A 23246-nucleotide genomic window follows, 5' to 3' on the forward strand; every position below is an offset into this window, starting at 1 on the left:
TTTAATAAGTTATACCATATTCAAATTCATGTAAAAAATATTTTAAGGCACTATTTAAAGGAGCCATAGCACCTGGAGCATGTGCACAAAATGGTCCTTCGTCCTTTAATAAATTACTCATATCTTTTAATATAATAAGATCTTTAGTAGATCCTATTTTTTTTTCTAAATTATTTAATATTTTTACAATCCAAGGTAATCCTTCCCTGCAAGGAGTACATAAACCACAAGATTCTCTTGCAAAAAAATTTTCTAAATTTTTTAATAAAGATACTATATTAATTTTATTATCTATAGCTATAGATATACCAGTTCCTAATCTACTTCCTGCTTTATAAATAGTAATAAAATCCATGGGTAAATCTAAATGATTTTCCATTAAAAATCCGGTACCTGCCCCACCAGGTTGCCATGTTTTAAGTTTTAATCCTTTTTTCATACCACCAGCATATTTTTCTAAAACAATACGAGCTGGAGTACCAAAAGGTAATTCCCATAATCCAGGTTTTTTTACATTACCAGAAAAACCTAACATTTTTGTTCCACTATCATTTTTACTATTTGATAAATTATGATACCAATCAGATCCATAATTTATTATTCCAGGTATATTAAAAATAGTTTCAACATTATTTACACATGTAGGTTTACCCCATAATCCAATTGTAGAAGGATATGGAGGTTTAAAACGAGGATTAGCACGTTTACCTTCTAAAGAATTAATTAATGCTGTTTCTTCTCCACATATATATCTACCAGCACCAATATGAAGATAAATATCAAAACTGAAATTAGTATTTAAAATATTTTTACCTAATACTCCAAATTTATAAGCTTCTTTTATTACTATATTTAAAATTTTTGCACATTTAATATATTCTCCTCTTAAAAAAATATATCCTTTATTAGCTTGAATAGCAAAAGCACTAATAATCATTCCTTCTAATAATTGATGTGGAATATGTTCTATTAAAAAACGATCTTTATAAGTACCAGGTTCCATTTCATCAGCATTACATAAAAAATAACGAGTTTCTAAAGTATTATTTTTTTTTGGCATAAGATCCCATTTTAAACCAGTATAAAAACCTCCACCTCCCCTACCTTTTAATTTTGATTTTTTTACAATATCAATTATTTCTTGTGGATTATTTTTTTTTAAAATTGTTTTTAAAATTTGATAACCATTTTTTTTTATATATTTTTTTATAAATATTGTTTTATTTTTACTAATACGCCATGTTAAAGGATGTGTTTCTGGATTAGGATTAATTATTTTCATAAATATATTTATCCAATATTTTATTAAAACTATTAATTGTTAATGAATTATAAATTTTTTCATTAATCATAATAACAGGACTATTTTCACAATGACCTAAACAACATATAGGAATTAAAGTAAATAAATTATCAGTAGTTGTTTGGCCTGGAATAATTTTTAATTTTGTTGTAATGTTTTTTAAAATTTTTTTATATCCTGTTATATAACATACAATACTATCACAATATTTAATTACATATTTACCAACTGGTGATCTAAAAATTTGACTATAAAATGTTGCTATACTATCAATTTCAGAAGGATGTATATTTAAAATGTCGGAAATAAAAATAATAATCTCATCAGAAATCCATCCATATTTTTTTTGGAAAAAAATTAATATTTCTAAAACAGCAGCATTATTACATATATAATGATTTTTAATTTTATTAATAATTTTTAATTCTTTTTCATTTAAAATTAAACTAATTTTATTAAATATTTTTTTTGTCATATTATTTTAACGATCTACATCAGACATAACAAAGTCAATACTACCTAAATAAGTAATCAAATCTGATATCAAACTACCACAAATTACAGATGGTATTTGTTGTAAATGAGGAAAACTAGGTGTTCTAATTCTAGTTCGATAACTTATCGTATTACCATCACTTATTAAATAATAACTGTTAATACCTTTTGTGGCTTCAACCATCTGAAATGATTCATTTGCAGAAATTAATGGCCCCCAAGAAACTTGTATAAAATGTTGAATTAATGTTTCTATATCATTTAACATTCTATTTCTTAAAGGAGGAGTTGTTAAAGGATGATCTACTTTATATAATCCTTCAGGCATATAATTTAAACATTGATTTATAATACGCAAACTTTGCCAAATTTCTTCAAATTTTAATAAAACTCTTGAATAACAATCACTAATATTTTTACCTATAGGAATTTCAAAATCAAAATTTTCATATCCAGAATAAGGACGCCATTTTCTAACATCAAAATCTAATCCAGTTGCTCTTAATCCTGTACCAGTTACTCCCCAAGATATTGCTTCTTGTTGATTATAAGATGCTATATTTTTAGAACGAGATATTAAAATACTATTTTGTAATGCTACTTTTTTATATATTTTTAATCTTTTAGGTAACCAAATAATTAATTTTTTTACTAAAATATCCCATCCCTTAGGAAGATCTTGTGCTAAACCTCCTATTCTAAACCATGATGGATGCATTCTAGCACCAGTAATAAACTCAATAATATCATATATTTTTTGTCTATCAGTAAATGCTAAAAAGACAGGAGTCATAGCACCTACATCTTGTATAAAAGTAGATAAATATAATAAATGACTATTAATACGAAATAATTCTGATAACATTATTCTGATAACTTTAATTCTATCATTAACAATAATATTAGCTAATTTTTCTACTGCTAAAATATAAGGCATTTCATTAATACATCCACCTAAATATTCAATTCTATCTGTATATGGAATATACGTATGCCATGTTTGTCTTTCAGCTATTTTTTCTGCTCCTCTATGATGATAACCTATATCTGGTATGCATTTAATAATTTCCTCACCTGATAATTGTAATATTATTCTAAATGCACCATGAACAGAAGGATGATTAGGTCCTAAATTAAGAAACATATAATTATTATATTTTTTATTATCATCTATTGATAAATTCCATTCTTTTGGATTAAAATCAGTAGAGTTAATATCTATTTTATATTTTTCTTTAGTTAAAGAATAAGGTTTAGATTCTGTAGCTCTAAAAGGAAAATCTTTACGTAAAGGATAACCATTATTCCAATTTCTAGGCAGTAATATATGATTTAAAAATGGATGATCAATAAAATTAATACCATACATTTCCCATATTTCTCTTTCATACCAATTAGCATTTTTATAAAAATTAGTTATAGTATAAACACTTAGAAATTTTTTTTTTAAGGGAATTTTAATAATTATATCTGAATTTCTATTAATAGAAATTAAATGATAAAATAAAGAAAAATCCATTTTAGACATTAGTTTAAATTTATTATAATGTAATCTTTCATCTATGCCATGCATATCATATAACATATTATATGGATTATTAATTTGAGAAAAAAATTTCATAAATTTTATTAAATCTTTATTTCTAATCCAAATAATTAATGGCATTTTATTATTCATATTATTTTGTATAATAAATTCTTTAAAACTAAAATTATTATTTAATTCATTTATTATTGATTTTTTATATTTTTTATAAAAAAATTTATTATGTTTTTCTCCTATTTTCTGAATTATTTTATCAAAAAAATTATTCATAATTGAATCCTATTATAAATTTCATATAAAATTATATATTATTATTTAATTTAATATTTTTATTAAAAAATTTACTAGATGATTTCATTTTAGCTTTATATATACCTTGATCTCCTAAAACCCAAGATAAAGGACGTCTTTCATTATTAATAGATTTTTGTAATAATAATAATGCTTGTATATACGATTCTGGTCTAGGAGGACATCCTGGTATATAAATATCCACAGGTAAAAATTTATCTACTCCTTGTACAACAGAATATATATCATACATTCCTCCAGAATTAGCACAAGAACCCATCGAAATTACCCATTTTGGTTCTAACATTTGATCATATAATCTTTGTATAATAGGGGCCATTTTTAAAAAACATGTTCCAGCTATTACCATAAAATCTGCTTGTCTAGGAGATGCTCTTAAAACCTCTGAACCAAAACGTGCTATATCATTAATAGATGTAAATGAAGTAGTCATTTCTACATAACAACAAGATAAACCAAAATTATATGGCCATAAAGAATTTTTTCTACCCCAATTAATTATTTTATGTGTAATTTTCTTTAAATTTCCTAAAAAAATATTTTTATTAATTTGTTCATTAATAGGATCATAATTAACAATTTTTTTATCTTCTAAAGGAAATTTTTTTTGATTATTAATTTTAGATTTTGTAATAGTATATTTCATTTTATAAAGTATATATTTTAAATTTAATATTTTTTAAAATTTTTCTTTTTAATCAAAAGCTTTCATTTTAAATAAATAAAATAAAGTAACTAAAATAGTTAAAATAAATAATATTCCTTCAATAAAACCTTCAAATTTCACAATTTTAATAGAAACAGACCATAAATATAAATATAATGATTCAATATCAAAAATTATAAAAAATATTGCTATCAAATAAAATTTAATATGTATTTTTACTTTATTATCACCATAAGAAAATATTCCTGATTCGAATGGAAGATGTTTATCTAAACCATATGAATGTCCTCCTAAAAATAATGATATTAACATCATTATACAACTAATAATAATAGCAAATATTTGAAATATTATAAAATAATTATAGTTTAAAACTAATTTATTTATTACCATAATGTATACTCTAGATTAAAAAATTATTTGATTAAAATTATATAATATAATTTTTTATTAAAAATTTTTTTAAATGATTAAAATTATTAGATAAGGTATAAGATAAATTTTTTTTTTTATTACAATTAACTAATATATTAGGTAATATTATTTTTTTATTTAAAATATTAAAAATATAATCTTGAAATTTAGATGGGTGAGCAGTACCAAGAAATACATTAAATGTATTTTTTTCTAATATTTTTTTTTTTAATGCGCAATAACTTACAGCTGAGTGTGGTTCTAAAATATATTTATATTTATTATACACATCTATTATGGTTTCTGTTGTTTTAATATCTGTAATTACAGAAGATGTTAATTCATTTAAATTCCAATTTTTTTTATGAAAAATTTCTTCAACTCTAGGCCAATTATTAGGTGAGCTAACATCCATTGCATTTGATAATGTTGGTATAGTTTTTTTAGGAAACCAAATTCTTGTATTTAAATATCTAAAAACTGTATCATTTACATTAGTAGCTGCAATAAATTTATATATGGGTAACCCAATCGCTTTAGCTATTAAACCAGCAGTTAAATTTCCAAAATTACCACTAGGAATTGAAAAAATAATTTTTTTCTTTCTTTCTTTTAAAGGTATTTGAGAAAATGCTTCAAAATAATAACATATTTGGGCTATTAAACGACTAACATTTATTGAATTAGCTGAATTAAAAGATAAATTTTTATTAAGTTCTTTATCATTAAAAACTTGTTTAATAAGATTTTGACAATCATCAAAATTACCTTTAATAGCAATTGTTTTTATATTATTACCTATAGTACAAAATAATTTTTCTTGTAAAACAGAAATTTTTTTATAAGGATATAATATTACAACTTCAATATTATTAATTTTATTAAAAGCATGAGCAACAGCTGCACCAGTATCTCCAGAAGTAGCAGTTAAAATAATAATTTTATTTTTTTTATTAAAAAAATTTAACATTTGTGCCATAAAACGTACACCAAAATCTTTAAATGCTAAAGTTGGCCCATGAAATAATTCTAAACAAGAAAGATTATTATCAATTAAATTTAATATTAACGGGAAATTAAATGCTTTTTTAATTTTTTTTTTTAAAATCTCTAAAGAAATTTCTTTCTCATTAATAAATAATGATAATATATAGCTACTTCTATCTATAAAATTAAAATTTAATATATCTTTAATTATATTATTATTTAATTTTGGTAAATTTTTAGGAAAAAATAAACCTTGATTTTTTCCTAAACCTATTTTTAAAACTTGATTAAATGTTTTTTGTTCTTTATGATAATTAAGATTATAAAATTTCATGTTCTCTCCATAATTTTAGTACCTATCTCATTTATTTTACAAATATAAACAAAACCATTTTTTTTTAAAAAATGTTTTTTTAACCAATTCACCATATTATATGCAATATTTAAATTATTAAAAATACTAAATATAGTTGGTCCTGATCCTGCAATGCCATAACTTAAAGCACCAAATTTTTTTGCTGTATAAGTAATTTGTTCAAAATTAGGAATAAGAGATTTTCTATAAGGTTCTACAATAAAATCTTTCATTAATTTTAATGCCAGTAATTCTTGTTTTGTATGACTAGCATGTATAAATCCTGCTAAATATTGACTTTGTTTAATAAAAATTTCTTTTTTATATAAATTTGGTAATATTTTCCTGGAATCGTATGTAGATAATTGAATACCAGAATATGCAATCACCCAAAACCAATTTTTAAAAATTGGAATATTTTGAATTATTAAATTATCTTTATCAGTTATTAAAATTAATTTCATACCACCAAAAAAACAAGGAACGATATTATCGTAATGTATATTACCTGATAAAAATCCTTCTAATTCTCCCATTAATTTTAATAAATCATATTCTTTTAATGGATTATTACAAAATAAATTTATTGCTTTTAAGAAAGCAACTATAGAACAAGCACTTGAACCTAGTCCAGATGAAACAGGAACATTTTTTTCTAAAATAATTTTTAAAGGAATTTTTCGACCAATTTTATTACAAAATTTCATCCAACAATGAAAAATGATATTTTTATATTTTTCTTTTGGTAAATCATTAAAAAAATAACCTTTATTTATTAAAGTAAATTTTTTAGATGAATAAATTGATATAAAATCTCCTAAAATTCCTCCATCTATTCTAGATAACGCTATTCCTAACGTGTCGAAACCTACATTAATATTACCAATAGAAGCAGGAGAATAAATTTTAATCATAAAAATCATTCCTTATTTTAATTAAATGAGACGTAGTAAATCAGCAAGTACTCCTGCAGCAGTTACATCATTTCCTGCACCATATCCTCTTAAAACTAAAGGATATGGTTGATAATAATCAGTATAAAAAGCAAAAGAATTTTCTCCATTTTTTATTTCAAAAAATGGATGATTTTTATCAACTTCTATAATTTTTACTTTACAAAATCCTTTTTTATTTATACTACCAATATAACGTAATACTTTATTATTTTTTTTAGCTTCTTGAATTTTTTTTTCAAAAATTTTATCAAAATCTAACAAAGATAAAAAAAATTCTTTAATAGAATGTTTTTTATCATAGTTATTTGGAATAATAGATTCTACAATAATATCACTTAATTCTAAGTTATAACCAATTTCTCTTGCTAATATAAGTAATTTTCTAGCTACATCTATTCCTGATAAATCTATTCGTGGATCTGGTTCTGTAAATCCCATTTTTTTAGCTATTTTTATAGCTTCAGAAAAAACAATTCCTTCTTCAAGTTTACCAAAAATAAATGAAAGGGATCCTGATAAAATACCAATAAAATTATTAATTTTATCACCAGTTTTTAATAAATTTTGTAAAGTACTAATAATAGGTAATCCAGCACCAACATTAGTTTCATAGAAAAAATTTAAATTTAATTGACTTGATGTAAAGTGTATTTGATTATAATATTTCATTTTAGAAGAGTTTGCTTTTTTATTAGCAGCTATTATATTTAAACCATAATTTAAAAAATTTATATATTGATTTGCAATTTCTTGTGAAGAAGTACAATCTATAATAATAGGATTAATAAACTTATGTTTTTTTAAATTATTAAATAAAATTTCTGTTGTATGTGTATTAGAAATATTTCGTTTTAAATTTTGTTTCCAATCTTTTAATTTAAGACCATTTACATCTATTAACGAACACTTAGTATTAAAAATACCACAAATATTTAAAATAATATTTTTTTTTTGAAAATAATTTCTTTTTTGATAAATTTGTTTTAATAAGGAACTACCAATACCTCCGGTACCTATAATAAAAATTTCTAATATTTTTTTTTTATGAAATAATATTTTATGTGCTGTTTCTATAATATTTTTTGTAAAATTTTTTTTTATAATAACAGCAATATAATTTTGAAAAATATTTTGTGATATATGAAATATTTTTATTTTTGTTATTTTAAAAATATGTAAAAAATCAGATATTATATTTGGGGAATTATTAATTTGATCACTTACTAATGAAATAATTGACAATTGTTGAATAACAGAAATTGGTTTAATTAATTTATGTTGAAATTCTAAATAAAATTCTTCTTCTAATGAAGATTTAATATATTTTAAATTTTTATTTGAAATAAAAATATTAATATTACATCTTTCAGAAGATTGTGTTACAAAATAAATAGATATTTTTAATTTGAAAATAAAAAATAATATTCTAGATATAATATTTTTTATGTGTTTATTTTTTTCTCCATTAATATTTAACATTGATATATTTTTTAATTCAGTTATACCTTTTATCTTATATAATGAATTTTTAATATTACTACTAATTAAAGTTCCATTAGATTTTAAATCTATTGTATTTTTAATAATACAAGGTATGTTATTCTTTAACATAGGAAATAAAGTTTTATAATGAATAACTTTAGCACCAAAATATGCTAAAGTTATTGCTTCTTGATAAGAAATAAATTCTAATAATTTTGTATTAGATATTATATTAGGATCTGCTGTATGAATACCATCAACATCAGTCCAAATTTCACAATGTTTAGCTTTTAAACAAACAGCTAATACTGATGCCGAATAATCAGAACCATTTCTACCTAATAAAACAGTTTCTTTTTTTTTATTAACAGCAGAAAATCCTACCATTAATATTATATCAATATTAGAAATATTAATATTTTTAATATTTTTTGAAGTTAAAGGAATATCAATTGTTGATTCTAAATAACTACCATATGCCAATAAATATTTTTTAGGAGAAATTACATATATTTTATATTTTTTTATCTTTAATAAAGATTCTAATATAATAATAGAAAAATTTTCACCTTGTGATAAAATTTTTGCTCTGATGATATCAGGACAATTATTAATTAAATTAATACCATATAATAATTGCTCTATTTTATTAAAAATTTTATTAAATTTATTTTTAATAAAAATAATATCTAAATTTTTAATTTTTTTTTTTAAATCATTGATTAAATTTATAAAAAATTTTTGTATATAAATAAAATCTTGTTTATAATCTCTCTTTTTTATAGATTTTTCTATCATTATTTCTAAAATATTTGTAATATTTGCTGGAGCAGATAAAACAACAGCTATTTTATTTTTTTTCAAATAAATATTAATTATATTAGTTACTAATAGAAATTTTTCTGCATTTTTTAATGATGTACCACCAAATTTCAATACTCTCATTTTTTCAACCTACCTCAAATTTTAAAATATAAAAATATGCATAATTATACATTTATAATTTTTATAAAATAACATATACTAATATTTTTATTTAAAAAATAAATTTTAATTTTCTATTTAGATAAAAATATTTTTAACTATATTTAATTAACAAATTATTTTTAATAAAATTATTTTACAAATAATTTAAAAAAAATATAAATTTTATTTATATAAAATTTTTTTTCAAAAATAATTAACATATATTAATAATATTGTAACATGAAAATAGATTTAATTATTTAATAATTTTATTAATTTATATTAATAATATTTTTATATTAAAATTAATTATTTTTTATTTAATTTTTATAAAAAATTAAATATAGTAATTTACTAATTAATTTATTAAATTACATTTTTATTTATATATTATAAATATTTAATAAATATATTAATTTTAAAAATTTTAATTTTCAATTTTTTTAATAAAAATATTTTTAATATTATTAATATTTTTATATGAAATACCTTTATTTCCTTTTACAGAATAAAATATTTTTAATTTTTCATATGTTAGTTTAAATTGTTCGGTATCAGTCTGTATATAAACTATAGAATTCTTATTAATAAGAAATATCCATTTTAATTTATCTTTATTTTGAAGAAAATCTTTATTATTGATAAAAATTAATCTACTTCCTTTTCCTTTAGTTAATCTAGGTATTTCATTTATAGAAAATATTAAAAATTTATTTAAAAATGATACAATCAAAATTTTATCATTTTTATTATTAACTACTAAAGGAGGTAAAATTTCAGCATTATCTGTTAAAATCATAAATAATTTTCCATTTCTATTACACGCAATCAAATCATGAAATTTACATACAAAACCATAACCAGAATTAGAAGAAAGAATAATTTCTTGATTATTAGATTCCATTAATAAACTTTTAATTACTGATCCCTGTGTAATATTTAATTTACTATTTAAAGGTTCTCCTTGACTACGAGCTGCTGGTAAAGTAGTAGAATCGATACTATAACTACGTCCTTTAGAATCAATAACAACTATATTTTGATTTTTTTTACCTTTTACAGAAATTAAAAATGAATCTCCTGATTTATAATTAAGGTTTGATGGATCTATAGTATGACCTTTAGCACATCTAATCCAACCCATTTTAGAAAGAATAATTGTAATAGGTTCATCTGAAACTAATTCATATTCATTTAATAATTTTGCTTCTGTTCTTTTTTTTATCATTGAACGTCTATTATTACCATAATTATTAGATGCTGATAATATTTCTTTTTTTAATAATAAATTCATTTTTTGTTTAGAAAATAGTATTTTTTGAATTTTATCATGTTCTATTTTTAATATTTTTTTTTCATTAACTAATTTTTTTTCTTCCATAAATGAAATTGAACGTAGTTTTAAATTAAGTAAATTTTCTATTTGCATGTTTGTAAGATTAAATTTTTTTTTAATGATAGAACTAGGATCTATATTTAATCTCATAATTTTTATAAATTTTTCTAAATTAGAATATACAATTAATAATCCTTGTATAACATGTAGTCTTTTTTTTAATTTATTTAAATAAAAATTTAAACGTTTTTTAACTACATAACGTCTAAAAATAATCCATTCTAATAATATTTCTATTAAATTTTTTACAGCAGGTTTATTATTTAAACCTATCATATTTAAATTTATACGATAACTTTTTTCTAAATCAGTAATAAAAAATAAATGATGCATAATTTGTTTTATTGTTAAATAATTAAAATTATTACGAATAATAATAACTATTCTTGTAGGATTTTCATAATCAGATTCATCTCTAATTTCTTCAATCATTGGTAATTTTTTATTTCTTATTTGTAAAGTAATTTGTTCAATAATACGTATTCCAGAAACTTGATGAGGTAATGCTGTAATTATAACTGTATTATCTTTTATTTGCCATACTGCTCTTAATTTAATAGAACCTCTACCTTTTTCATATATTTTATATATATCTTCTCTTGAAGTTATAATTTCACTACCAGAAGGAAAATCTGGACCTTGAATTATATCTAAAAGATTAGATAATTTTGTTTTAGGATAATCAATTAATTTAATTATAGCCTTAGATATTTCTTTAATATTATGAGGAGGAATATCTGTTGCCATACCTACTGCTATTCCTGTAGAGCCATTTAAAATTATGTTAGGTAAACATGCAGGTAATATTTTAGGTTCTAATAATGTTCCATCAAAATTAGGAATAAATTGTACAGTGCCTTTTTCTATTTCATTTAATAATATATTAGAATATTTTGATAAACGTGATTCTGTATATCTCATTGCAGCAAATGATTTAGGATCATCTGGAGAACCCCAATTACCTTGACCTTCTATTAAAGGATATCTATAAGAAAATGACTGTGCCATAAGAACCATTGCTTCATAACATGCTACATCTCCATGAGGATGATATTTTCCTATAACATCACCAATAGTTCTAGCTGATTTTTTAAATTTAGATGAGGATTTTAAACCTAATTCAGACATAGCATATATAACTCTTCTTTGTACTGGTTTTAGTCCATCACCAATATGGGGTAAAGCCCGATCAGAAATAACATAAATAGAATAATTTAAATAAGCATGTTCAGCAAATTTATATAATGGAATAGATTCTATTTTATTTTTTATTAATTTACTCATTCTTTCACCTTAAAATTAATTTTTAATTTTAATCAAATTTAAAAATATTTTATTATAAAAACAAAAATTCTTATTGTATAAATTTTATTATTTATGAAATAAAATTAAACTTTATTAAATAAATATGTTATTTTTATGCAATAAAATTTTATTTATGGATATTTTATTATGAAAAATAATAATTTTAATCATAATCAATATTTAATAACTCCAAAAGAACTTAAAGATCAGTTACCAATATCTCAAAATATAAAAAAACAAGTTTTAATATCACGTAAAATTATATCAAATATAATTTCTGGAAAAGATCATAGATTATTAATTATTTGTGGACCTTGTTCAATACATAATATAAAAGAAGCAATAGAATATGGAAATTTTTTAAAAAAAATATTTTTAAAAATTAATAATAGTATATATCTTGTTATGAGAGTATATTTTGAAAAACCTAGAACTATTTTAGGATGGAAAGGATTAATTAATGATCCATATATAAATAATTCTTTTGATATTAATAAAGGTTTATATTTAGCTCGTAAATTATTAATAAAATTAGTTAATATGAATATTTCATTAGCAACTGAAATATTAGACCCTAATACATCAAAATATCTTGAAGATCTTATTAGTTGGGTAGCAATAGGAGCACGTACTGTTGAATCACAAACACATAGAGAAATAGCATCTTCATTAAAAATACCTGTTGGCTTTAAAAATAATACAGATGGTAATGTATTTTCTGCTATAAATGCTGTTCAAGCTTCTTCTCAAAAACATCATTTTGTTGGTATAAATAATAATGGTAAAATTTGTATAATAAATAGTATGGGTAATAAAAATTGTCATATCATTTTACGTGGAGGAGTAACTCCGAATTATTATAAAAATAATATCAAAGAATATGAAAAAGATATTTTAAAGTTAGGATTAAAACCTAGAATAATGATAGATTGTAGTCATAGTAATTCTAATAAAGATTTTAAAAAACAAATTTTAGTTATTAAATCAATAATATCACAAATTAAAGAAGGAAATAATTCTATTATAGGAATAATGATAGAAAGTTATATTAAAGAGGGAAATCAAATATTAGATATCAAAAATCCTAAAAAATTAAAATATGGTATATCAATTACAGATGGATGTATAAATTTACAAATTACAAAAGATATTCTTTTTCTTATATTTGATGAATTAAATTCTGTACTTAAATTTCGTTCTTTATAAATTTTGATAAAAAAATACTATATTAAATAATTAAAATTATATGTTAAAAAAAATAGTTATATTACGTAATAAAATAGATGTTTTAGATACAAAATTACTAGAAATAATAACTAAAAGATTAATTTTAGTAAAAAAAATAGGAGAAATAAAAAATAGGTATAAATTACCTATTTATGTTCCAGAAAGAGAAAAATATATAATTCAAATCAAAAGAAAAGAAGCAATAGATAAAGGAATATCTCCTGATCTTATTGAAAAAATATTATATTGCATAATAAATGAATCTTATATATATGAACAAAAAAAAAAATTTAAAAAATTAAATTTTAATATTTCACGTATATTAATTATTAGTAATAATAAAATGGGATCTTTTTTTAAAAAAATGTTAATTATGTCAGATTATAATGTTTTTTTTATAAAATTAGAAAATTTTAAATCTAAAATAAAAAATTTATTACATACTAATGTAGTAATTATTAGTATTGATATATCAATATCATATTTTAATAAATTAATTAATATATTAAAAAAATTACCCAAAAATTGTATACTTATAATTATTTCTTCTATAGAAAATATATTAATAAATAAAATATCAAAAATATATTTAGGACCAATTCTTTGTTTATATCCTTTATTTGATTCAAAAAATATTGTTTTAATAAAAAAATCTATATTATGTTGTTTTTTAAATAAACCCAAATATTATATTTGGTTTATAAAACAAATGGAAATTTGGGGATTAAAAATAAAAAATATAAATATCACACAATATAATCATTTTCTTTTTTTAAAATCACTACAATATTTTTCTACATTAATAATATATAATCTTTTTTTATTAAAAAAAAAAAAACCATTAAAACAACAATTATCATTATTATCAATACCTTTTGATAATTTAAATTTTTTCCCTTTAAAAAATTTTTTTTTAAAAGATTTAAAATTGTATATAAATACAATTTCATTTTCTAAAAATAATAAAAAAAATATCAAAAAATATTTAAATTATATGAATAATATTGTTAATTTAATAAAAAAAAGAAAAATTAAAGAAATAATAAATATTTTTCATTATAATTAAAAATAAAATTTTTAAAAAAACTTAATATTTATAATATTAAGTTTTTTAAAAAAATTTTATTTTAAGAATTGATTAAAAGATTCTTTTAATATTTTTTCTACTAATTTAGTTTCTATATTATTAGAAGAATAATATTCTAAAAATCTTATACATCTATTAATTGTTGCAATATACATTTTTTTTTTAAATAAAAATTTAATAATATTAAAATCAAATTTTCTTAAACGTTTTTTTATATTAAATAATTGATATTTTAAATATCTTATAAAGATACTATTAGGATAATTTTTAATAAAAATATTTGCATCTTTCATCGCTAAATTAGCGTAAAAAGGATTACAATTTGATCTTTTTATTCTAAAAATATTCTGTATTTCATTATTTTGATCTAAAGATATTTTTGATATAATTCTAACGTAAAGAACATAATCTAAAAAAGGAGATTTATTATACGAATTAATAAATTCTTCTGTAAAATCTAAGACATTTAAAAAATTTTGATCAATATAATTTAAATAAATTAAATATATCAAAACTTTTTCAGTATACATATTATACGGATATTTTATATAAAAATTTTGAAATTTGAATAAAGCTTTTTTATATTTATGATTAAATAAAAATTTTATTGATTCTAGATATTTTATTTTTACAAGAAATTTAGAATTTATTTTATGATTAGTACTAGAATATTCACAACCAGTTGTAAATAATATTAATATTAAAATATTAATGATAAAAAAATTTTTTTTTTTTAAAACACTCATTTTTATTTTTTCTTTTACAAGATTTATATTTAATATTAATATAAATATACAATAAATTTCATTTTAGATAAAAATATTTTAATATATGAAAAGTATAAAATTAATATTAAGAGTTTCTTCTAGATATAATAAAAAAAGATTAGATGTATTTCTTTCAAAAAAAATTATACAATTTTCAAGATCTAAAATAAAAAAATTAATAATAAATAATTTTATTAAAATAAATAATATTATTATAAATAAACCTAAAAAAAAATATTTTTAAATGATATAATTAAAATTAATGCAATAATTTCTAATAAAAATATTAAATGGAAAGCACAAAATATACCATTAAATATAGTTTATAATGATAATTATATTTTAGTTATAAATAAACAGTCTAATTTTGTTGTACATCCTGCAAATAAAAATATGGAAAATACTTTATTTAATTCTTTATTATATTATTATCCTATTTTAAGAAATTTACCAAGAGCTGGTATTATACATAGATTAGATAAAGATACTACAGGATTAATGATTATAGCAAAAAATATTCATTCATATATGTTTTTAAAAAAAGAATTAAAAAAACATAATATTACTCGAGAATATGAAACAGTTGTAAATGGAATAATAAATAAAAATGGAATAATTAATTATCCAATTAAACGTATATATAAAAAAAAAAATATTGTTATGGAAATTAATTCTTTGGGTAAAAAATCAATAACAAAATATTTTATAAAAAATATTTTTAAAATTCATTCTCATTTAAAAATTAGGTTAAAAACTGGTAGAACACATCAAATTAGAGTTCATTTATCATATATTAATCATAGTATTGTAGGAGATACTGTATATAAAAATAAAAAAAATATTTTTTTATATAATAATATTTATAATAAGTATATTAATAAAATAATTAAAAGACAAGCATTACATGCTTGTTGTTTAAAATTTATACATCCATTTTATAAAATTTTTATAGAGTTAAATTCATCATTACCAAATGACATGATTAAATTAATTAATTTTTTAAAAAAAAATATTTAATTTCAAAAAAAATTTTTTTATAAAAAAATAAAAAATTAAATTAAAAATTAAAAAATTAATTTTATTAATATAATAAATTAGTTTATAATTTAAATATGTGAGTTGATAATTAATAAATTTATTAAAAAGAAAAAATTATGATAAACATAAAAAAATATATGATATTTTTTAGCATGTTATTATGTCTAATAACATTTAATGTTTGTTTAGCATCAGAAACACATCAATCATTTTTTTATGATATTTTAACATTACAAAAACAAAAGTTATACAATAAAGAACTATCAAATAAAAAACCATCTGTAGTAGAATTTTTTTCATTTTTATGCCCTCGTTGTTATGAATTTTATATAGGAATAAATCAAAAATCTTTAAAAAATAAAATGCCTAAAAATATAAAAATTTTTAGACATCATTTAAATCAATTTAATGATGAAAATGGACTTGGAAGTTTAACAGGTTATGCTTGGGTTGTTGCAAAAATGTTAAATGTAGAAAATAAAGTAATTGGACCAATATTTGAAGGTATACATAAATATGATAATATTCATGATTATAAAAGTATAAGAAAAGTTTTTGTTAAAGCTGCTGGTATTAATAATCATATTTTTGATACAGCATGGAATAGTCATATAGCTCAAACATTATTTATAAAAGAAACAAATTTAGCTGAAAAATTAGATATACATATTGTTCCTAATATTTATGTAAACAATAAATATGAAATAAATCTTTCCGAATTATATGCTAGTTATTATGATGATTTTTTTAAATATTATATTAATTTAGTAATTAAACTTTCAAAAAATTAAGAGAATTTTTAAATAGATATTTATATATATCATTTAATATATTTTTATTATTATGTATGAAAAAAAAATAATTTTAATAGATGGATCATTTTATTTATATAGAGCTTATTATGCTTTACCCAATTTAACTAATGGGAAAGGTAATCCTACTGGAGCAATATATGGTTTTATTAATATGTTTAATAAAATTATAAAAATGAATACAAATAGTTCTTTTTTAGTAATATTTGATAGTAAAGGTATATCTTTTAGAAAAAAAATTTTTAATGAATATAAAGCAACAAGAAAAAATATTCCTGATAATTTAAATATACAAATTATTCCTTTATTAAAAATAATACAGGCTATGGGATATAATGTTATTTCTCTTAAAAATATAGAAGCAGATGATATTATTGGTACTTTAGCTTTACAAGCAGAAAAAAAAGATTATTTTGTTTATATTTTTAGTATTGATAAAGATATAGCACAGTTAGTAACTCAAAATATTAAAATTATAAATCCTATTAATTATTCTATTTCTGGACCAAAAGAAATATATTATAAATATAGAGTTTTTCCTAAATTTATTAGTGATTTATTAGCGTTAAGTGGAGATTCTATAGATAATATTCCTGGAGTTCCAGGAATAGGAAAAATTATAAGTAAGAATTTAATAAATAAACTAGGTAATTTAAAATATATTTATAATAATTTAAATAGTGTTAATAATCTAAATTTTAGAGGTGGTAATAATATAAGAAAAAAACTTATAAAATATAAAAAATTAGTTTTTTTATATCATAAATTAACAAAAATTAAAACTGATATTAATTTAGATCTAAATAATTTTAATCTGAAAATTAAACCAAAAAAAGATTATTTGAAATTTTTATTTCAGACTTATAAATTTAATAAATTATTAAAAAATATAAATAATTAATATTTTTTTAATAAATTTTATTAAATATAAAATATAATTTTATGATTTATTTATTTTTTATTAATATTATTGTTATTTGTGTTATTTAATTTATTTTTTAAAATAAATTTTATTTATATTTTTTAAAATTAATAAAATTATTATTTTTATAATATTAATTTTAAAAAAAATTTATATATTTATTTTATAAAATTTTCTTTTTTAATATTTTTTTTAAATATTAATTTATTTAAATAAAATTTTTAATAAATTTATATATTTTCATATCTAGAAAAGTTTTAAATAAATTTATATATCTATTAATAAATTCTAAATTTAAATTATATTAATATTCTTAATTTTAAAAAAATCAAAATAATTTTTAATTTAATGTCTTATTTAAAAATAATAATTTAGTTACAGATTTTTATATAAAAATTTTTATTTTATTAAAAAAATTTTATTTATATTTTAAAATGATAAATTTATGTAAATAAATATAGTACATAATTAGGATTTTTTATGAAAAAAATACGTAATATAGCTATTGTTGCACATATAGATCATGGAAAAACTACATTAATAGATAAATTACTACAAGAATCAGAAAATTTTCAAAATACAAAAAATATTTTTAAAAGTAAAAATAATATAAATAGAATAATGGATAGTAATGAATTAGAACAAGAAAAAGGAATTACTATTTTTTCAAAAAATACATCTATATTTTGGAAAGGTTATCAAATTAATATAATTGATACTCCAGGACATGCAGATTTTAGTGCTGAAGTAGAACGTATTTTATCTATGGTAGATTCTGTTTTATTATTAGTTGATGCTGTAGAAGGACCAATGCCACAAACAAGATTTGTTGCATTAAAATCTTTTTTATATAATTTAAAACCTATTATTATAATAAATAAGATAGATAGAAAATTTATTCGTCCTGATTGGGTTATAGATCAAATATTTGATTTATTTGTTAGTTTAAATGCTACTGATGAACAACTTGATTTTCCTATAATTTATACATCAGCTCTTAAAGGATTATCTGGATATAATATAAATAAAATGAATAATAATATGGATATATTATATGAGACTATTATTAAATACGTATCGCCTCCTAATGTAAATATATATAAACCATTTCAAATGCAAATATCTCAAATAGAATATAATAATTATATTGGTAATATTTGTACTGGTTTAATAAAAAGAGGGACAATTAAAATTAATCAATATGTTATTTTGATTAAAAATAATAAAATTTTAAAAAAAATAAAAGTATTATATATAATATCTAATATAGGTTTAAAACCTGTATATATTAATGAAGCTAAAGCTGGTAATATTATTGGATTAGCTGGTTTAGGATTTGAGAAAATAAATATTTCTGATACAATTTGTGATATTAATCATTATGATCCTTTACCTTTATTAGTAATAGAAAAACCTAAAATTAGTATGTTATTTCATGTAAATAATTCTCCATTTTCAGGAACAGAAGGAAAACATTTAACATCTAAAAAAATATTTGATAGAATTCGTAAAGAATGTTTACATGATATAGCTTTACAAATAAAAGAAACTACTAATAGTAATGTTTTTTACGTTTCAGGAAGAGGAGAATTACATTTAGTTGTTTTAATAGAAAATATGAGAAAAGAAGGATTTGAGCTATCTGTATCTAAACCACAAATTATATCTAGAATTATTGATGGAATTAAAAAGGAACCATTTGAAATATTAATTTTAGATTTTTCTAAAAATAAAAAAGGTCATATAATTCAATTAATTAGTAAAAGAAAAGCTATTATAAATAATATTATTTTAAATGATACTAATGATAGAGTAAGAATTGAAGCAGTTATTCCAAGTAGAGGTTTAATTGGTTTTCGTAATGAATTTATAAATGTTACATCAGGTACTGGAATAATGAATTCTTTTTTTAGTCATTATGATATTAATATAAATAATTTAGTTAGAGAAAGAGAAAATGGGGTTTTAATTTCAAATAAAAAAGGATGTGCCGTAGCATTTTCTTTATCTAATTTACAGTCTAGAGGAAAATTATTAATTAATCCAGGAGAAAAAATTTATGAAGGACAAATTATAGGTATACATAATAGATCAAATGATTTAACTGTAAACTGTTTAATTAATAAAAAATTAACTAATATGAGAGCTTCTGGAAGCGATAATCCTATTAATTTAATTCCTATTAAAAAAATGTCTTTAGAAGAAGCAATAAATTTTATTCAAGATGACGAATTGATAGAAATTACTCCAAAATCAATTAGAATTAGAAAAAAATATTTAACTGAATTTTTGCGTAAATTAAAAAAAAATAAAAAAATAATTAATAATAAATTATAAAAAATAACTATATTTCTTGGAGCTGGGGGGAGTCGAACCCCCGTCCAAAATTACTACATTCTCGGAACTACATGTTTATTTTTATTATACAAATTTTAGTAATATTTATTAATAAAAAAAATTTAATATTACATAGTCTATTTTATTTCTTTAATATATTATTTTAAGACATATAATATACGATCTCTTTAAATTATGACCTATTTACTTTTTATTAAAGAGCAAATAATAAGAAATAGGGCTTTAACAGTTTTTTATGCTGCTAAAGCATAATTTTGATTTTTTGCAATTATTTCAATACGGTTTTTTACAAGGCCAACCGTTTCCTTGACATGCTCCTAAAATTTGATAATTTTGTCAAATCCATAAATCAGCCCCCAAAATTTTAAATATTTTTTTTCAAGAAACGTGATTTTTTAATATTCCATTCTTTCTTTTTTAATAAAATTCTTTTATCGTATTGTTTTTTACCCTTAGCAATAGCAATTTTTAATTTACACCAAGATTTTTTCCAAAACAAACCAACCGTAACTAAAGTAAAATTTTTAATTTTATTATAGCTTTTTAAAAGTTCTATTTCTTTTTTTTTTAATAATAATTGCTTCTTCCTATTAGGATCATACTGTATATGATTACAAATTGTTTTTAACGGATTAATATTTATATTAAATGAATAAACTTTATTAGATAAAATACTTACATAACTATTATTTATTGATACTCTATTTAATCTTAATGATTTTACTTCCCATCCTTTTAAAATAATTCCAGCATTAATTTCTTCTTGTATAAAATAATCATAATATATTTTTTTATTAAAAACAATATATTTTTTTTTTTCATTATATAAACAATTTACTAATTATGTTAAATATTATTAATTATATTAAATATATTAAGTAATTTCAATAAATGATTAAAATTTTTTATTTTATATCTTAAAAAAATAATTAATTTTAAAAAAAATGATTTACTAATTAAATAATTTTTTATATTTTAATTATATAATTAAATTATATAATTAATACAAATACAAATTATTTTTAATATATATGTTTTTTATTAAACAAAATTTTAAAATATTTCTATATTTTATTTTTAATAAAAATTTTTTATAAAAAATATTATTTAAAAAAATTTTTAAAATTATTTTATAAAAATTTTTGTATTAATCAAATAAAATTTTTTTTAATATTTATTAATATAAAAGATTTAATTATTTATAATAAATTTAAAAAAATTTATATAAAAATTTTTCAAAAGGATATCAATTATATGAATAATGATAAATCATTAAAAAAGATAGAAGAAAAAAAGATAGAAGAAAAAAAGATAGAAGAAAAAAAAAATGATGATGAATTAAGTAATTTAAAATCTAATAATAATATAAAAGATAAAACTTATATTAAATCAGAAAATAAAAATACAATTGAATATTTTAAAGAAAAAAATGATGAATATAAATTAGAAATTTCTGAAATAAAAAATAAATTAAAAAAATGTAAAGATAATATGTGGGATTTAAAATTACGTTCTCAATCAGAAATAGAAAATATTAGGCGTAGATCTACATTAGATATTGAAAAAGCTTATAAATTTTCATTAAAAAAAATTCTTCATGAATTACTACCAGTAATTGATAATTTAGAAAGAGCCATAAAACTAAAAACAGAAAAAAAAGATAATATTGAATCATCCATAATTGAAGGAATAAAATTAACTTTAAAATCGTTATTAGTATTAATAAAAAAATTTGGTGTTAATATTATTGATAAAATTAATATTCCTTTTGATCCATCTAAACATCAGGCAATGTCTATTATAGAATCTAATAAAATAAAAGATAATTATATTATAGAAATTTTACAAAAAGGATATACTCTTAATAAAAGACTATTAAGACCAGCTATGGTTATTGTAGTAAAAAATAAAGAAAATAATAAAAATATTTAATATATATTAATAATATGTTTATAAATTATTATTTTATGAACATATTATGTTTTAATATAAATATATTTTTTATTAAAATTTTTAAAAAAGTTAATATTTTTATTAAAATTAAAAATTAATTTTTTTAAAATTTTTATAAACTATAGAGAATTTTTTATGACTAAAATATGTAAAATAACAGGGAAAAAAACTATAAAAGGTAATAATCGTTCACATGCAATGAATGCAACTAGAAGAAAATTTTTGCCAAATATACATTATCACAAATTTTGGTTAGAAAAAAAAAAAAGATTTATAACTTTAAGAATATCTACAAAAGGTATGAGGTTAATAAATAAAAAAGGAATAGATAATATTAATTTACATAATTATAAATAATTGAATGAGAATATATTTTTATGGCAAAAAAAAAACGTATTATAATTAAATTAATTTCATCAGCAAAAACTGGTCATTTTTATACAATTACAAAAAATAAAAAAAATAATACAAAAAAATTAGAAATTAAAAAATTTGATCCTTTTATAAGGAAACATGTTTTATATAAAGAACATAAAATTAAATAAAATTTTAAATTCTGATTTTATATTAATCAATAATGTTTTTAATAAAATTTATCATTATTGATTAATAAAAAATATAATATAACAATTTTATCTAAATATTTTAGAATTTTTAAATCTTTTTTTGAAATTTTCTACACGACCTTTAGTATCTGTTATTTTTTGTTTTCCTGTATAAAAAGGATGACATATATTACAAATATCTAAACTTAATTCTTTATTATTATCTAAAGTTGATTTAGTATTAATAATATTTCCACACGAACATTTAATAGTAATTTTGTTAAATTTAGGATGAGTATTTTTTTTCATAATATACCAATAGTAAAGAAAATATTTAAAAATAATTTATTTAT

21 protein-coding genes, 1 other RNA gene and 1 pseudogene are annotated in these 23246 nt (G+C 18.8%); 10 read left to right on the top strand and 13 right to left on the bottom strand.

Going from position 1 to position 23246, the window contains the following annotated elements; genetic code table 11:
* Window position 1 precedes the first annotated feature (1 nt).
* The 9 genes from nuoF to parC all read right to left on the bottom strand — a co-directional run bounded on the left by nuoF (window position 2) and on the right by parC (window position 12151).
* Window positions 2–1282 carry an NADH-quinone oxidoreductase subunit NuoF gene (gene nuoF / locus GJT89_RS01850; protein WP_168894837.1) on the bottom strand — a complete coding sequence of 427 codons (1281 nt, stop codon included), beginning with the start codon at window positions 1280–1282 and terminating at the stop codon, window positions 2–4.
* Complete coding sequence (nuoE, locus tag GJT89_RS01855; protein WP_168894838.1) at window positions 1269–1778, bottom strand: NADH-quinone oxidoreductase subunit NuoE; 510 nt, start codon at window positions 1776–1778, stop codon at window positions 1269–1271. Before nuoE ends, nuoF begins: the two co-directional genes overlap by 14 nt.
* A 6-nt stretch (window positions 1779–1784) precedes the next feature.
* Window positions 1785–3593 (bottom strand): NADH-quinone oxidoreductase subunit C/D, encoded by a 1809-nt coding sequence (gene nuoC, locus GJT89_RS01860; RefSeq protein WP_425484088.1) that lies wholly within the window; start codon window positions 3591–3593, stop codon window positions 1785–1787.
* 52 nt (window positions 3594–3645) lie between these two features.
* Window positions 3646–4302 (bottom strand): NuoB/complex I 20 kDa subunit family protein, encoded by a 657-nt coding sequence (locus GJT89_RS01865; RefSeq protein WP_168894840.1) that lies wholly within the window; start codon window positions 4300–4302, stop codon window positions 3646–3648.
* Between the two features lie 48 nt (window positions 4303–4350).
* Window positions 4351–4716 (bottom strand): NADH-quinone oxidoreductase subunit A, encoded by a 366-nt coding sequence (gene ndhC / locus GJT89_RS01870; protein WP_168894841.1) that lies wholly within the window; start codon window positions 4714–4716, stop codon window positions 4351–4353.
* 37 nt (window positions 4717–4753) lie between these two features.
* Window positions 4754–6058, bottom strand: a complete 1305-nt coding sequence (thrC, locus tag GJT89_RS01875; protein WP_168894842.1) for a threonine synthase — start codon at window positions 6056–6058, stop codon at window positions 4754–4756.
* Window positions 6055–6993 (bottom strand): homoserine kinase, encoded by a 939-nt coding sequence (thrB, locus tag GJT89_RS01880; protein ID WP_168894843.1) that lies wholly within the window; start codon window positions 6991–6993, stop codon window positions 6055–6057. The genes thrC and thrB overlap by 4 nt, the downstream gene beginning before the upstream one ends.
* A gap of 21 nt (window positions 6994–7014) precedes the next feature.
* Window positions 7015–9462, bottom strand: a complete 2448-nt coding sequence (gene thrA, locus GJT89_RS01885) for a bifunctional aspartate kinase/homoserine dehydrogenase I (protein ID WP_168894844.1) — start codon at window positions 9460–9462, stop codon at window positions 7015–7017.
* Between the two features lie 448 nt (window positions 9463–9910).
* Window positions 9911–12151, bottom strand: coding sequence for a DNA topoisomerase IV subunit A (gene parC / locus GJT89_RS01890; RefSeq protein ID WP_425484089.1), 2241 nt, complete (start codon window positions 12149–12151; stop codon window positions 9911–9913).
* Window positions 12152–12331: 180 nt separating this feature from the next.
* On the opposite strand from parC, the gene GJT89_RS01895 reads away from it, so the two are divergent.
* A complete protein-coding gene (locus GJT89_RS01895; protein WP_168894846.1) occupies window positions 12332–13390 on the top strand; it encodes a 3-deoxy-7-phosphoheptulonate synthase in 1059 nt (352 codons plus the stop codon).
* 40 nt (window positions 13391–13430) lie between these two features.
* Complete coding sequence (locus GJT89_RS01900; protein ID WP_168894847.1) at window positions 13431–14477, top strand: chorismate mutase; 1047 nt, start codon at window positions 13431–13433, stop codon at window positions 14475–14477.
* Window positions 14478–14533: 56 nt separating this feature from the next.
* On the opposite strand, the gene bamD is transcribed toward GJT89_RS01900, so the two are convergent.
* Window positions 14534–15244 carry an outer membrane protein assembly factor BamD gene (bamD, locus tag GJT89_RS01905; protein ID WP_168894848.1) on the bottom strand — a complete coding sequence of 237 codons (711 nt, stop codon included), beginning with the start codon at window positions 15242–15244 and terminating at the stop codon, window positions 14534–14536.
* Between the two features lie 85 nt (window positions 15245–15329).
* Here bamD and GJT89_RS01910 point away from each other — a divergent pair, with 85 nt between their 5' ends.
* The 5 genes from GJT89_RS01910 to typA all read left to right on the top strand — a co-directional run bounded on the left by GJT89_RS01910 (window position 15330) and on the right by typA (window position 20374).
* The gene (locus tag GJT89_RS01910; RefSeq protein WP_168894849.1) at window positions 15330–15509 is read left to right on the top strand and encodes a S4 domain-containing protein; all 180 of its coding nucleotides are present in this window, start codon (window positions 15330–15332) and stop codon (window positions 15507–15509) included.
* Window positions 15510–15523: 14 nt separating this feature from the next.
* A complete protein-coding gene (locus tag GJT89_RS01915; protein WP_281351634.1) occupies window positions 15524–16282 on the top strand; it encodes an RluA family pseudouridine synthase in 759 nt (252 codons plus the stop codon).
* A 173-nt stretch (window positions 16283–16455) separates the two neighbouring features.
* Window positions 16456–17094 carry a DsbA family protein gene (locus tag GJT89_RS01920; RefSeq protein WP_168894850.1) on the top strand — a complete coding sequence of 213 codons (639 nt, stop codon included), beginning with the start codon at window positions 16456–16458 and terminating at the stop codon, window positions 17092–17094.
* Window positions 17095–17146: 52 nt separating this feature from the next.
* Window positions 17147–18016, top strand: coding sequence for a 5'-3' exonuclease (locus GJT89_RS01925; protein ID WP_168894851.1), 870 nt, complete (start codon window positions 17147–17149; stop codon window positions 18014–18016).
* A 501-nt stretch (window positions 18017–18517) separates the two neighbouring features.
* Window positions 18518–20374, top strand: coding sequence for a translational GTPase TypA (gene typA, locus GJT89_RS01930; protein ID WP_168894852.1), 1857 nt, complete (start codon window positions 18518–18520; stop codon window positions 20372–20374).
* 14 nt (window positions 20375–20388) lie between these two features.
* Here the strand turns inward: typA and ssrA are convergent.
* Window positions 20389–20752: a transfer-messenger RNA gene (gene ssrA, locus GJT89_RS01935) on the bottom strand.
* A 7-nt stretch (window positions 20753–20759) separates the two neighbouring features.
* A pseudogene (gene smpB, locus GJT89_RS01940) lies at window positions 20760–21203 on the bottom strand (SsrA-binding protein SmpB); the annotation flags it as partial.
* 446 nt (window positions 21204–21649) lie between these two features.
* Here smpB and grpE point away from each other — a divergent pair.
* The 3 genes from grpE to rpmG all read left to right on the top strand — a co-directional run bounded on the left by grpE (window position 21650) and on the right by rpmG (window position 22893).
* A complete protein-coding gene (gene grpE / locus GJT89_RS01945) occupies window positions 21650–22327 on the top strand; it encodes a nucleotide exchange factor GrpE (protein ID WP_168894853.1) in 678 nt (225 codons plus the stop codon).
* A gap of 156 nt (window positions 22328–22483) precedes the next feature.
* Window positions 22484–22705 (top strand): 50S ribosomal protein L28, encoded by a 222-nt coding sequence (gene rpmB / locus GJT89_RS01950; RefSeq protein WP_168894854.1) that lies wholly within the window; start codon window positions 22484–22486, stop codon window positions 22703–22705.
* 20 nt (window positions 22706–22725) lie between these two features.
* A complete protein-coding gene (rpmG, locus tag GJT89_RS01955; RefSeq protein ID WP_168894855.1) occupies window positions 22726–22893 on the top strand; it encodes a 50S ribosomal protein L33 in 168 nt (55 codons plus the stop codon).
* An 87-nt stretch (window positions 22894–22980) separates the two neighbouring features.
* On the opposite strand, the gene rpmE is transcribed toward rpmG, so the two are convergent.
* Window positions 22981–23202, bottom strand: coding sequence for a 50S ribosomal protein L31 (rpmE, locus tag GJT89_RS01960; protein ID WP_168894856.1), 222 nt, complete (start codon window positions 23200–23202; stop codon window positions 22981–22983).
* Window positions 23203–23246: the final 44 nt, after the last annotated feature.

Origin of the sequence: Enterobacteriaceae endosymbiont of Donacia versicolorea (assembly GCF_012570965.1) — a bacterium.
Classification (GTDB): domain Bacteria; phylum Pseudomonadota; class Gammaproteobacteria; order Enterobacterales; family Enterobacteriaceae.

Bases quoted from the DNA above. Each gene is read 5' to 3' on its own strand.
- nuoF (WP_168894837.1), bottom strand. From the start codon at position 1,282: ATGAAAATAATTAATCCTAATCCAGAAACACATCCTTTAACATGGCGT.
- nuoE (WP_168894838.1), bottom strand. From the start codon at position 1,778: ATGACAAAAAAAATATTTAATAAAATTAGTTTAATTTTAAATGAAAAA.
- GJT89_RS01865 (WP_168894840.1), bottom strand. From the start codon at position 4,302: ATGAAATATACTATTACAAAATCTAAAATTAATAATCAAAAAAAATTT.
- ndhC (WP_168894841.1), bottom strand. From the start codon at position 4,716: ATGGTAATAAATAAATTAGTTTTAAACTATAATTATTTTATAATATTT.
- thrC (WP_168894842.1), bottom strand. From the start codon at position 6,058: ATGAAATTTTATAATCTTAATTATCATAAAGAACAAAAAACATTTAAT.
- thrB (WP_168894843.1), bottom strand. From the start codon at position 6,993: ATGATTAAAATTTATTCTCCTGCTTCTATTGGTAATATTAATGTAGGT.
- thrA (WP_168894844.1), bottom strand. From the start codon at position 9,462: ATGAGAGTATTGAAATTTGGTGGTACATCATTAAAAAATGCAGAAAAA.
- GJT89_RS01895 (WP_168894846.1), top strand. From the start codon at position 12,332: ATGAAAAATAATAATTTTAATCATAATCAATATTTAATAACTCCAAAA.
- GJT89_RS01900 (WP_168894847.1), top strand. From the start codon at position 13,431: ATGTTAAAAAAAATAGTTATATTACGTAATAAAATAGATGTTTTAGAT.
- bamD (WP_168894848.1), bottom strand. From the start codon at position 15,244: ATGAGTGTTTTAAAAAAAAAAAATTTTTTTATCATTAATATTTTAATA.
- GJT89_RS01910 (WP_168894849.1), top strand. From the start codon at position 15,330: ATGAAAAGTATAAAATTAATATTAAGAGTTTCTTCTAGATATAATAAA.
- GJT89_RS01920 (WP_168894850.1), top strand. From the start codon at position 16,456: ATGTTATTATGTCTAATAACATTTAATGTTTGTTTAGCATCAGAAACA.
- GJT89_RS01925 (WP_168894851.1), top strand. From the start codon at position 17,147: ATGTATGAAAAAAAAATAATTTTAATAGATGGATCATTTTATTTATAT.
- typA (WP_168894852.1), top strand. From the start codon at position 18,518: ATGAAAAAAATACGTAATATAGCTATTGTTGCACATATAGATCATGGA.
- grpE (WP_168894853.1), top strand. From the start codon at position 21,650: ATGAATAATGATAAATCATTAAAAAAGATAGAAGAAAAAAAGATAGAA.
- rpmB (WP_168894854.1), top strand. From the start codon at position 22,484: ATGACTAAAATATGTAAAATAACAGGGAAAAAAACTATAAAAGGTAAT.
- rpmG (WP_168894855.1), top strand. From the start codon at position 22,726: ATGGCAAAAAAAAAACGTATTATAATTAAATTAATTTCATCAGCAAAA.
- rpmE (WP_168894856.1), bottom strand. From the start codon at position 23,202: ATGAAAAAAAATACTCATCCTAAATTTAACAAAATTACTATTAAATGT.